Raw genomic sequence first — 13399 nt, forward strand, 5'->3', positions numbered from 1 at the left:
AACCTTAGGTCGTAACGACTACCCTTTTGCTTCGTCAGTTAGACGCTGCGCTCGAATTGCCAGCGCTCTAGCTTTCGCAGCAGCGACCTTATCTGATAGTTCAGATAACTTGGCAATAATATCCTGCGTCTCCTCATCTTCACGTAAATCCGCCTCCGCCATATGCGACTGCAATGAACGCTTAAGGAGCTCAGGAATAGATTTGCTATCCATTTCCCAACCCTTCAATAGAATAAACTTTGACACTCTCAAAGATACTATCGACCAGATGGGAATATACTTAACAAATAATTCCTCAATATTTCGAATTAAATGCTAGGCGAAGTAGGGAATAAATTAGAGGCCTTGATAATGTGTGACCAAAGTGCCTTTATGCTCACTTAATGAATATTTTATGACAGCAATTGAAGCGGTGGAAAATAAACTGGTTGTGTAAGATTGGCACAGTTCATCTACTAAATAGCTAACCAATGGCATATGGCTTACCACAAGGAGCTTTTTGATGGGCTTTTTAGAATTAATCGCTGCGTGCAGCAGACCATCAATATAATCGCTTACCAATCTAGGTGAGCCTTCAGGGACGATATCTTCATTACTTTCAACTTTGTCCGCTAAGATATCTAGCGAGACCATATCGTGTGTTTGTTTGGCCCTGCGGTAAGGGCTAACAAGCGCTAAGTCGACCACACCTTTACTGCAATATTGCTTTTTTAACCATAGTGCTGCGGTTTTGGCTTGCTCTCTCCCCAAAGGAGTAAGTTGTCTGCTTTTATCATCGAGTCTAGGCGCTTCTGCTTCACCGTGACGCATAATGAAAAGATAAATGTCGTCGTTGCTACTTTGACCTGACATAACATTGCGCATAGTATTAATGAAATTGTGCTAACGATATCAGAGAGCTGATACTACGCCTAGCGGTAAACCGCGAATAGTGAGAATTTTTGTACATTATTTAAGGTTTATTTACGATTCTCTTTAAAGATGCTCCAGCTGTAAGGTGCCCATGACCAAAAACGAGACAATGTGAACAACACCATCAACTTAGAAAACGCGCACCACGTTACGTTGCCCAATGGATTGGGTGCTATGTTATGTCACACACCAGACACAAGTGAATCATTCGTTTCTCTGGCAGTCAGGGCCGGACACTTTTACGACCCAGCTGATTGTCAAGGGTTAGCCCACCTTCTTGAACACATGCTATTTATGGGTAGTCGACATTTGCCCAAGCCAAACGCAATAAACGGCTTTATTGAGCAACATGGCGGCACAATAAACGCGTGGACAGGGACCGAGTATGCAAATTACCATTTCAGCTGCAGTGGCGATGCCATAGCACAAACATTGCCAGCGTTTGCAGACATGATTCGGCAACCTTTGTTTGAAGAAGACGCACTAAACAATGAAATAAATAGTATTCATGCAGAGTTCGAATTTAAGAAAAAAGATGATCTTCGCCGCCTTTATCAAATTCATAAAGAAACCTGCAACCCTCAGCATCCGTTTGCCAAATTTTCTGTTGGCAACAGCGATACGTTTTCTCAACATGAGTGCACTGAACTAAAACAACGGTTAAAAGCGTTACATCAGACTTATTATTGTGCGGAAAACATGAAACTTTGCATTGCCAGCCCAATGCCTACTCAACAACTAGAGGCGTTGGTATTTCAATGTTTTGGCACACTCCCATCTGGCGAATTGGCTCCAGATGATTGGCCGGAACTCTACACTGAAAATGAGCTTGGCATTCAGATAAACATTCATCCACTTCAAAGTGCGAAGCGAATGATTGTTACTTTCGTACTGCCAGCTCTGCAAAATGACTATGAAACTAAACCGCTAAACTATATTAGTCATTTAATTGGCGATGAAGGTGAAGGAAGTTTACTAGCATATTTGAAAGACAAAGACTGGGCGCTAAATCTTATTGCAGGTTCGGGTATTGAAGGAGATAAATTCAAAGACTTCAACGTTAGCTTTCAGCTCACACAGAAAGGCCTAATGAACAAAAACTCGGTGTTAGAAGCGCTGTTTAGCTATATAGAACTAATTAGAGACGCCTCAAAAGAAGAGTGGCGCTTTCACGAAAAGTCTAAATTAAATGCGTTAGCTCTTGAGTATGAAGAAAATGTCAAACCTCTGGGGCTTGTGACCGAGTATGCGCAGCACCAGTTTATATTTGAAGCGCACGAATTAAATAAGCTGCGCTCTACCATTGGTAGCTATGATAAAGACATCATCGAAAATGCGCTGTCTTTCTTTGTGCCCAGTAATATTCGCCTGAAAGTTATCTCGAAAGACGTGAAAACCACTCAGGTTTGTGCTTTTTATGAAGCCGAATATAGCGTTGAGAACATCGATGAAGCGTTGCTTCAATCACTTGCATCACCAAAGAGAATATCAGCGCTTAACCTCCCCCCGCCTAACCCTTATTTAGCGAATGAATACACACTTATTTTACCAGAGCCTGGCTTTAGCACTCCCAACAAGCTTGAAGACAACAAAGGCTATCGCTTTTGGTTTGCTCAAGATCAGCAATTTCACAGCCCGAAAGGTGACATCTATATATCGTTTGACGCAGCTACATTCTCAGACTCTTTAACATCTGTTGCCGCAAAACGAATTTGGCTAGGCGCTTTGAACGATCACCTTCAGGCAAAATACTATCGTGCAGAAATAGCTGGTCTACATTACCGTATTTATGGACACCAAGCGGGCTTCACACTGCATACCAGAGGCTTTACTAATCAACAAACTTTATTGGCAATTCAACTTCTGGATGCAGTTTTAAAATTCACGCCCGATCAAAGAGCATTCGAACACCACAAAGCACTTCAAACTCAAAGCCTTCACAATGCTTTGTTGAATAAGCCTACGAACCGTCTTTTCTCTCGCTTAAGTGTACTGATTCAGCGAAACACACAAGCCCCTGTTGAGCTGTTGGATATAATAGAAAACATTTCTTATGAAGAAATGCTGAACTGCAGAAATACCGCTTTTGAGCATTACTTCGTAGAAGCATTTATGCATGGCAACTGGGAGAGCGAAGAGGCAAAATCATTTTCGACGACGCTTCGCAATCATTGTATTAACGCAAAAGGTGCTCCGCTTTCTCGTGCGGTATCTAAATTACCAGTGGGCGGGCCGCTTTATCACGAAGTATTGTGTAATCACGATGATTCCGCTGTTGTGCTTTATTTGCAAGCCCCCTCACCTAGCCTCACAGACACAGCGCTTTGCATGGTATTAGAACAAATGTTGGCTGCACCATTTTTTAACTCATTAAGAACAGAGCAGCAGCTAGGTTACATTGTGGGTACAGGTTATGTACCGCACAATCAGCATCCAGGAATGGCGTTTTACGTTCAAAGCCCCCAGCGCAGCCCTAAGCACTTGCTCGACGCTATGACTGGCTTCCTATTCCAACAACTAAACGAAATAGAATTTTATCGTTTCTATTGGCCCACCATTCAGCAAAACCTGATAAAGCAGCTAGAAGAAAGAGACCTAACATTATCAATGAAATCACAGCGGCTATGGGTAAGTTTAGGCACTCAAGACTTAGGATTTAACCGAAATACCATGCTTGCAGAACGCATTAAAGCAATAAGTTTTGAAGAGATTCAAGATTACGCACAGCAGCTTGCTAAACGAGAGCGTTGTGGCGAGCTTGTGCTCTTCTCGCGAGGCAAGTTTGAAACTTTACCCACTCCAGAGAAACGCACAATTAACTGCATTTCCCAATTTAAAAAGGAAATTCCTTACTACTAGGGCTTGCTAACAAGGCAAGCCCTAATTCAGCCAACTACAATGTCGTTATTGTTATGGTGGTAAACCTCCACAGGCAAACTCGCACGCTACTTCACATGTTCTAGATTGACACACAAAACGCTTTGCTTGAAACGAGTGAAATTAACCTACTTCTATAGACTGCGTTAAGATTTTAATCAATCAGCCGATAAGAAATCGTATTCGTAAGCATGGTTGGTTAATAAGTAAACCATCATTCTTGTTATTTCTAAAAAGTCCTTGTAGAGGCTTAGTTAATTCGGCATATTTATTATTCTGGTCGTTAGGGATGCTGCCAGTAAAATAAAAAATAATAAATGGCGTATGCCAAAGGTGTGTAGGTGCGCTCAACCCTAATTTATTCAATATGTCTTCTTGTGTTGGTTTTGTCTGAAGTTTTTGTTTCTTCAGCAAAGGCGATAGAGGTTTCTGATCTTCATTTTACAGAGTTAAATAAGCAGCATGGGCTCTCTGACACTGCCGTATTGGATATCGTTGAAGACAATAAAGGATATATTTGGATAGCAACCTCCAATGGTTTAAATCGCTATTCCGGTTATGAGGTGAAGCAATACCACCCTTCAGATGTTGACCACAACTCACTTCCGTCCGGTTATACTCAAAATCTCTTCTTAGATTCTCATGGTGATTTATGGGTAGGAACACAAGCAGGTCTTGCCAAGTATCAACCTGAAAGCGACAACTTCAAAGTTTTCAATAGAGAAAATAGTGTAATTAAAGTTGATTTTATTACTGGCATCGGAGAGTCATATAATGGTGACATTCTATTCGCTGATCTGAAGTTTCTTTACAAGTTATCTAAAGAGAGCCATCAAATTGAGGTTGTAAAACAGATACATAGAGACCAGAGTTTTATTAAGGTCATTCATGATGAAGCGAACCGCACCTGGTTAGGTTCAAATGAATTTGGGCTTTCGCTTATAGACAAGACTGACGAATCACTTTATTCCGCAACAAAAGTAAATCCATGGGGAATAAACTTGGATGTTCGTTCTCTTCACGACATCAAGGTAATCAACGGTAATTATTGGCTTGCAACTAATGAGGGCATCTATGTCATAGCTGCTTCGGGTAAAATACTTCAGCATTTCAAAAACACATTCACTTCAAAGTCTGATGAAGCACTCAACATCCTGACAATATATGAGAAAGATGAAGACATTTGGATAGGCACTCAAGCAGGCCTATTCATTTTCAGTGATGCAGCAACGTCAGAGATAAATGGCGGCTTCCAGCCAAGGGTCATCTTCCTTGATCACGATAATCAAGAACTGACAGGCTTGCCTACAGCAACAATCATGAACCTAGTAACAGACAGAGTCGGTGGTATCTGGGTTACAACAATAAAGAGCGGTGCATTTAGGTATCACCCAGACTACGCTACGACTAGATATAAATCTGTTTTTAATTCTTCAAACTTATCCGAGGATGACTACTCCTCAATATGGGGCTTTGCAGAAGATTCCGCCAACGACATATATGTTGTTTCTCAACAGAGAGGACTTGGTGTAATTAATAGATCTAGCGGAGAAGTAAAGTTCTCGGAAGCTTTCTCTGCTCTTGCGAACTCAATAACTTACTGGGATGTTGAAATAGATACCAAAGGCACATTCTGGGTTGCATCCTCTAATGGCATCTATGTTTTGAGGCAAGTAGAAGGAAAGCTTCAATTAATAGATCACGTGTTCGAAGGGTTATTTATCGATTTTCTCTACACCAAAGGGGACGAAGTTTGGATCTGGGAGGATACAAAAGGACCGGTAAAATTATCTCTTGGTTATGATTCGTTTAAAGCATCCGTTGAGCCAATAAAAATAGCGATAAACTCATCTCGTCTAGTTCCAATTTATAAAGATAATGATAATCGACTTTGGCTGAGAAGCGAGTCAGGTGTGAGTATATACTCGTTGAAGGACAGAGAGTTAATCAAAAGCCTAGATCAGAACAATGGTTTCGATTCACTCGTTTACGGCGTTTACGAAACATCAAATTCATACTGGTTAACGACTCGTTCGAAAGGAATTTTGGAAGTCGACAAACACTCTCTTGAATTTGTCAAAAGGCAAGTTCGTACAGAAAACTCTGGGCTAATAATATCATCCGTAGGTATCGATAACAGCATTTGGTATGCAGATACTACGGGAGTTCACCAGATCAAACTTCCCGAACTTGAGGAAGTAAGTTCAGTTCCAAATTCAGAGCTCAACTACAACTCTCTAGGCGAGAGTTCAGCTTTCGCATCCTCAGAAAAAACTATCTATTTTGGTGGAATGACTGGTTACAACATAATAACTAGTAAGAAAATTAGCTCAAATGATGATTCGACGAAAACACTTATCCCTGAGGTTTCTGAATTAAAAGTTTTTGGCGTATCTAACAATAGGTCAAACGTAATTCAGAGGGAAAACAGTGGTGAAACAAGTTATTTTTCATCTGCACAAAATATAGGAAGTAAAAAGTCGATTGCTCTAGATTACAATGAGTCTAGATTCAGCATATCTTTCAATTTACTCAACTCTGTTTACCCGCAACACGTTGTTTACCGATATCGGTTACTTGGTTTTGACGACAACTGGATTGATAACGCAGACGACAGAGTTGCTCAATTTAATAATATAAGCTTTGGGAATTACGTTTTCGAGGTACAGGCTAAAGCACCAGGTAAGGCGTGGTCTGATAGTAAAAAACTATCTTTACACATTGCAAGACCACCTTGGCTTCATACCGTTGCTATCGTTTTTTACTGTATTGTCGCATTCGCTATTTTTGCATTCATCGTTCGCCAATATCAGATTAGAAAGGTAAACCAGCTCGCCATCAAAGAGTCGGAAGAACGCCTTAAACTGACTTTATGGAGTTCCGGAGATGAGCTATGGGACTGGGACGTTTATCGCGGGCAAGTATATCGCGCTAATACCTGGGGTACGTTGGACTTCCCTCAGGATGATATACGCACAACAGGCGCGTATGACGCCAATATTCACCCTAACGATATAAACAGAGTTAAAACCGCGCTACGAGAGCACCTGGAAGGTAATAGCGACTTCTACGAATTGGCTTATCGTGCGAAGACTTTTAAAAATCAATGGATTTGGATACTCGATCGCGGCAAGGTGGTAGAAAGAGATCACAACCAACAACCTGTTCGTATGACAGGAACGCTCAAAAACATCCATCACTTGAAAGAAGCAGAAGAGCAGCTCAACTTATTTAAGCGCTCAATTGAAAACATTTCTGAAGGTGTATTCATAACAAATACACAGTTCAAGTTTATTAGCGTAAACAATGCATACTGCGGGTACACCGGTGAGACCCGAGATCAGGCTTTGGCAACGTACATGCATTTCCATCTGTACCCTGATGCTTTCACTGAAGAAATTAAGAAAACGCTTAAATCTAAGGACAACTGGTCGGGTGAAGTAGAAAGCGTGCGCGTTAATGGTGAACGCTATGAAATGGAACTAAATATTGATGCGGTGCACGACGAAGATGGAAAAATTAGCCATTATGTTGGGGTATTCAGCGACATCACATCAAGAAAGAGCACCGAAAAAGAACTGCTAAAACTGGCTAATACAGACCCGTTAACAGAGCTTCCTAATCGTTCATTCTTCCAAGCAAGCCATCAGAATTTGGTAAGGAAAGGTGCTCAGCATACCCTGCTTTGCCTGGACATGGACAACTTTAAGAAAATTAATGACTCGTTAGGCCACCAAACTGGCGACATATTAATAAAACAAATCGCGAAGCGACTTCAACGTATTACAGGTAAAAGCGCGACATGTTACCGATTAGGTGGTGACGAGTTTAGCGTATTAATGGAAGATAACGCAGATATTCACACCGTTACACACTACGCACAAAATTTGCTAGATACTCTATCTCGCCCGTTTATTATCAATAAGCAAGAATTTGTGCTAGGCGCGAGTATAGGTATCGCGTTCTTCCCTGATGATGGCGCCTCGCCTCAGGAAATGCTGAAAAACGCTGATACCGCTATGTACTTTGCCAAAAATAACGGCGGCAATAGTTATCAGTTCTTCAGCGGCGAGATGAATCAAAATGCCGTACGACAACTACAAATCGAAAACCTGATTCGTCAAGGCATTAAAGACGATTTATTCACTGTTTACTACCAGCCAAAAGTTGATATTGCTTCTGGTAAGTTAGTCAGCATGGAAGCCCTTGTACGCTTTGAACACCCTCAAAAAGGCATTGTGAGCCCCGGTCAGTTTATTCCACTTGCTGAGCAAACGGGCCAAATTATTGAAATTGGCGAACAGGTTTTAAGAAAAGCCTGTGCAGATACAAAGCGCTGGGTAAACCAAGGGCTGTTTAGCGGCCGTGTTGCCGTTAACATCTCTGCCAAACAATTCGAACTACCAGACTTAGATGATCGGATTAACAAAATACTAAGTGATATTGGGCTTTCTCCGCTGCACCTAGAGTGTGAGATAACTGAGGGTACGTTAATGGAAAGTCCAGAAAATGGACTTCAAATGATGACGCGCCTACGAGAGAGAGGCATCCATTTAGCATTGGATGATTTCGGTACAGGCTATTCTTCTTTGGCCTATCTAAAACGGTTCCCTCTGAACACGCTTAAAATTGATAAAGCCTTCATCGACGACATTGCAAAGAGTAATGTAGACCGCCACATGGCCGCAGCGATTATAAGCATTGCACATAACCTTGGCCTTAAAGTTGTAGCTGAGGGTGTGGAAGAAGAAGAGCAGCTGGATATTCTGCGTCGTTATGATTGTGAAATGTTACAAGGCTTCCTATATAGCCGCCCGCTTAACGCAGAGCGCTTTGAAAAGCTACTTACTGAAAACCAAAAGCTTCACACCCTGCTTGGCCACTCGAGCTTCTAGTCGCCCTTTCCAAATATAATATCAAAGGGCGCCTTTCTTCCCTTTATTAAAGATACTTCTTTTCAAAGAGACAGCGCCATGCCTCTTGGGCCTTTGTTTATCTAACTTAAGTGCCATTAAAATGACGTCCCCTTCTATTCTAATCTTTCCTGCTGTATCCAGTCCATACAAAAACAACATAAATTATTGATAAATAACATCTTTTAAAAATATATTAAATTTTGGCACGCATCTCGCAAAACCAATATACCGATAAAAAATAAAAACAATCGGTTTTGTTTGTTCGTTCAAAATTATCAGAGGAAATCAACATGTTAAAAGAGTACGCAGTTGCACTAGTACTTTCTACCGCTACCCCTGTGGCAGCCGATAAGCAAGAAGGCGCAAAACAAGCTCCTGAGTCACAAAAGGAGACCGTAACTCAACCACAAACAGTTCGCCCAAAGACGGGTGGTGGTGGCTACGGTATTGGTCTTTAAGAGATACCTTAGAATTCCCAAAAAGAGAGAGCTATGCTCTCTTTTTTTATATCTTCAGTTTGTCTTCCTACACTCAATCATAAAAAGCGCTAAAATCACTCTACGCAGCAATATACAAATTATTGAACCCTACCGCATTGCGCCAGTGTATGTGACGAGATATAGAGAACATAGGAAGTAATACAGGGCCAAAAACGAAACCTGCAAGCGCCCACTTTTTAGCATTCATTCCCCATTTAAATGCTTCTACATAAAAATAAAGAGAGAAGATAACGCTTACTACAAAAAGTGAAATCACACTGCCTCCGTCTTTTTTAATTGCGTGTTTTAATTAGCTTACCCATGTTAACTGTCAAGATGCGCAACTGATAATTGACGCCAACAATTTGACACGTTCATTTTTTTTAACGCGCAGATTTTACCCAAAACAGAACAATAAACCAGCAAAAATAAGCGTTAGACATAAAAAAACCGGGCCAAGCCCGGTTTTTTAACATTTTATAAACTTAGCTATAAAAAGTTTGATCTTCTTCTGCCATTTTCACTAGCACATCAGCAGGTGCGAATTTATCACCAACTGCGGTTGCGTAATGGTTCAAACGCGCAACAACATGCTTAATACCCAGCGTGTCCATATAGCGGAATGGGCCGCCTAAGAATGGAGGGAAACCGATACCGAAAATAGCGCCAATATCACCGTCACGGGCATTGCGGATTACACCTTCATCTAAACAACGTGCCGCTTCGTTAAGCATCATTAATACACAACGCTCAGCCACTTCTTTTTCGCTCAGCTTGGCAGACGGCGACAAACCAAGTAATTCGTAGATTGATTCATCCACTTCCTTACCAGGCTTTTTACCCTCGTAAGAGTAAAAACCTTTTTGGTTTTTCTTACCCTTTCTGCCATCTGCAAGCACTTTGTCAAAAGCACTTGGCGCAGTGAAACGCTCACCAAACGCGTCTACAAGGAATGGGATGATCTTAGTACCAACATCAATGCCCACTTCGTCTAGTAGCTTCACAGGCCCTACTGGGAAGCCAAACTTAACCAGCGACTTGTCGATGTGCTCAATAGGCTCACCGTCAAGAATAAGGTTAGCCGCTTCATTCATGTAAGGTGCTAAAATACGGTTTACGTAGAAACCCGCACCGTCCTTAACAACAACCGGCGTTTTACCTTGCTTCTTAGCAAACTCTACCGTAGATGAAATGACTTGGTCCGACGTTTTATCGTGGGCAATAACTTCGGCCAACGGCATTTTGTCTACTGGCGAGAAATAATGTAGACCAATCACGTTTTCAGGACGTGCTGCTTTAGCTGCAATTTGTGTAATTGGAATAGACGACGTATTAGACGCGAATATGGTGCTTTCTTTGCAATTCTCTTCAATATCCGCCACCATCTTCTGTTTAAGGTCTAGGTCTTCGAAAACCGCTTCAACAACGATATCCGCATCTTGATAACCACTGTAGTCCAATGTACCAGTAAGAAGTGCTAACTGCTTCTGCATTTCGCTATTACGCATGAAACGCTTCTTCACCTTTTTATTTAAGATGTCGTAGCTGTATTTCATTGCGTTAGCAATGCCTTCGGCGCGCACATCTTTAATACGCACAGGCACACCAGCTTTAGTAGAGGTTACATAGGCGATACCACCGCCCATTAGGCCACCACCAAGCACACCAACTTTCTTCATTTTTTCAGGTTTAACACCTTCAACGCCATTTTCTTTCTTCATCTCTGTTGTTGCGAAGAAAATTTGACGAAGCTGGAAAGACTCAGGCGTCATTACTAGTTTTCCAAAGGCGTCGGCTTCAGCTCTAAGCCCTGCCTTCATGCCTTCGTTCATACCCGTTTCAATAACATCAATGATGTAACCTGGCGCTGGGTAGTTACCTTTGGTTTTCGCAAATGTCGCTTCACGTGCTTTTTTGAAAACCATGTTACGGCCTGGACCAGTTTTCTCTAAAACCTTGTCCATCACGCTCTTTTGCGGCGCTTCGCGCTCTGGCTTGCGTTTAAGCGCAAATTGCTCCGCCACTTTAAGCAGAACACTTTGTGGCACTACATCATCAACAATGCCGTACTTTTTAGCTTGCTTGGCACGTGCTGGTGCGCCAGTAAGCATCATTTTCATTGCTTGCTGAATACCAATTAAGCGCGGAAGACGCTGAGTACCACCACTACCTGGTAACAAGCCAAGCTGCACTTCAGGCAGACCTACCTGAGTGCTAGGTGAATCAGTACATACACGGTAGTGACACGCCAGTGCAAGCTCTAAGCCACCTCCTAACGCAGGGCCGTGAATTGCCGCAACGAAAGTCGCCTTCATGTTTTCAATTCTATCGAAAATAGCTTGGCCACCTGCGGCAATGGTCGTCGCATCTTCAGCCGTTTTACACGCCGCTAGCATGGTAATATCAGCACCTGCTACGAATGAGCTCGGCTTGCCACTCGTTAACACAACACCTTTAATGCTGCTGTCACGCTCAATGTCATCAAGCATGGCTGAGATTTCATCGCCAAACTCAGCTTTAAGCGTATTCATGCTCTCGCCAGGTACGTCCATGCTAAGAATCGCAACACCATTATCTTGCTTAGTTAGCGTAAATGCGCCTGATGTTGGCTGAACTTCATTTGTCATTTCTTGTTCCTGACTCATATTATTCTGTCTCCACAATCATTGCGGCACCAAGACCACCCGCAGCACATGCTGTTAGTAGACCTGTACCACCGCCACGGCGATTTAGTTCGTTAAGCATTTGCGTGATCATACGTGTGCCGGTTGCAGCAAACGGGTGACCGTAGGCAATTGAACTACCCATTACATTGAACTTGTCCATGTCAATTTCGCCGGTCGCTTTGTCGCGGCCTAGTTTCTCTTTGGCGAACTTGTCACTTGCGAACATTTTAACGTTTGCTAGGGTCTGGGCTGCGAACGCTTCGTGCATTTCAATTAGCGTTAAGTCATTTAGCGTCATGCCCGCACGGTCTAGCGCGATAGGTGTCGCGTACGACGGCCCCATTAGCATGTCTTCCCACACATCAATTGCCGAGAACGCGTAGCTCTTTATATAACCCAGCGGCGTGTAGCCTAGCTCTTTCGCTCGGCTCTCTGTCATCATAAGCACTGCAGAAGCACCGTCAGTAAGCGGTGTAGCGTTTGCCGCAGTTACCGAGCCGTACTTTTTATCGAATACCGGGCGAAGTTTCGCATAGCCTTCAAGCTTAGAATCGAAACGTACGTTGTTATCGCGCTCAAGAGCACCTTTATACGGTTCTGCGTAAGCGGTCATTACTTCACTAGACAGCTTGCCTGCTTCCCAGCTTTCAGCGGCTAGGCTGTGCGAGCGATGCGCAAGCTTGTCTTGCTCTTCACGAGAAATTTGGTGTGTTTTCGCCATTTGCTCTGCAGTTTGCCCCATCGACAAACCGGTAGAGTACTCTGCTACCGCAGGAGGAACAGGCGCTAGGTCTTTTAAGCTTAAGCGCTTAAAGATATTTAGCTTTTGACCAAGGGTTTTGGTTTTCTGTAAATCAACCAGCGCACGTGCAAGGTTCTTAGATACGCCAATAGGTGACACTGACGTTGAATCTGCACCACCAGCAATACCTACCTGAACCGTACCAGCCATCATGCTTTCAGCGATGTTAACTGTAGACTGGAAACTTGTTGCACACGCGCGAGATACGCTGTAAGCGTCGGTGTGAATATTCATGCCCGTGCCTAGCACGATTTCGCGTGCGATGTTTGGCGCTTCAGGCATTTGCACTACCTGACCATAAACAACCTGATCAACCCACTCTTTTTGAACACCATGGCGAACGAGAAGTTCGTTTACGACCATTTTACCTAAATCTACAGCCGGTACGCCGTGGAAATATGTAGCCATTTTCGCAAACGGAGTACGCAACCCCGCGACAATGGCGATGCGATCACCCTCTCGGGTAGTAACTGATTGTTTTGTTGCCATAATGCACCTAAATTGATGACCAGCTTCTGTGGTAGCTCATCGCCCCGAAAGTGGTCTGACCTGTAATAAACCTGATTTTTACAAACAATGAACAAAATAGCAAATAATGCAGGGTTAAGGACAACATAAATGAAACTAAAGTTTTCATAAATGTTTAAATTTTCCTGCAATGAAAAGAATTAGGCTGAATGACTTACCAGGTATCGCATTTATATTGCTGTTTAACGACTTGAAGAAAGTTAGAATGAACCTTATATG

At 42.7% G+C, this 13399-nt stretch carries 8 protein-coding genes; 3 read left to right on the forward strand and 5 right to left on the reverse strand.

What is annotated here, in order from left to right:
• Positions 1-18 precede the first annotated feature (18 nt).
• Positions 19-213 (reverse strand): hypothetical protein, encoded by a 195-nt coding sequence (locus ACHUFN_RS03895; protein ID WP_394220983.1) that lies wholly within the window; start codon positions 211-213, stop codon positions 19-21.
• A gap of 123 nt (positions 214-336) precedes the next feature.
• Entirely contained in the window at positions 337-852 is a 516-nt protein-coding gene (gene sixA / locus ACHUFN_RS03900) for a phosphohistidine phosphatase SixA (RefSeq protein ID WP_394220984.1), read from the reverse strand.
• A 171-nt stretch (positions 853-1023) separates the two neighbouring features.
• Here sixA and ACHUFN_RS03905 point away from each other — a divergent pair, with 171 nt between their 5' ends.
• The 3 genes from ACHUFN_RS03905 (at position 1024) to ACHUFN_RS03915 (ending at position 9163) form a co-directional block, all read left to right on the forward strand.
• On the forward strand, positions 1024-3771 hold the full coding sequence (locus tag ACHUFN_RS03905; RefSeq protein WP_394220985.1) for an insulinase family protein: 2748 nt from the start codon (positions 1024-1026) through the stop codon (positions 3769-3771).
• A 359-nt stretch (positions 3772-4130) separates the two neighbouring features.
• Positions 4131-8684: an EAL domain-containing protein gene (locus ACHUFN_RS03910; RefSeq protein WP_394220986.1), complete on the forward strand. Its 4554-nt coding sequence runs from the start codon at positions 4131-4133 to the stop codon at positions 8682-8684.
• 311 nt (positions 8685-8995) lie between these two features.
• Positions 8996-9163 carry a hypothetical protein gene (locus ACHUFN_RS03915; protein WP_168532690.1) on the forward strand — a complete coding sequence of 56 codons (168 nt, stop codon included), beginning with the start codon at positions 8996-8998 and terminating at the stop codon, positions 9161-9163.
• A gap of 100 nt (positions 9164-9263) precedes the next feature.
• On the opposite strand, the gene ACHUFN_RS03920 is transcribed toward ACHUFN_RS03915, so the two are convergent.
• The 3 genes from ACHUFN_RS03920 to fadI form a co-directional block, all read right to left on the reverse strand.
• On the reverse strand, positions 9264-9461 hold the full coding sequence (locus ACHUFN_RS03920) for a hypothetical protein (protein ID WP_394220987.1): 198 nt from the start codon (positions 9459-9461) through the stop codon (positions 9264-9266).
• Positions 9462-9669: 208 nt separating this feature from the next.
• Positions 9670-11811: a fatty acid oxidation complex subunit alpha FadJ gene (gene fadJ / locus ACHUFN_RS03925; protein ID WP_394221043.1), complete on the reverse strand. Its 2142-nt coding sequence runs from the start codon at positions 11809-11811 to the stop codon at positions 9670-9672.
• 19 nt (positions 11812-11830) lie between these two features.
• Entirely contained in the window at positions 11831-13141 is a 1311-nt protein-coding gene (gene fadI / locus ACHUFN_RS03930; protein ID WP_014948809.1) for an acetyl-CoA C-acyltransferase FadI, read from the reverse strand.
• Between the last annotated feature and the right edge of the window lie 258 nt (positions 13142-13399).

The sequence above is a fragment of the Alteromonas gracilis genome, assembly GCF_043642145.1.
In the GTDB taxonomy this organism is placed as follows: Bacteria; Pseudomonadota; Gammaproteobacteria; order Enterobacterales; family Alteromonadaceae; genus Alteromonas; species Alteromonas gracilis_B.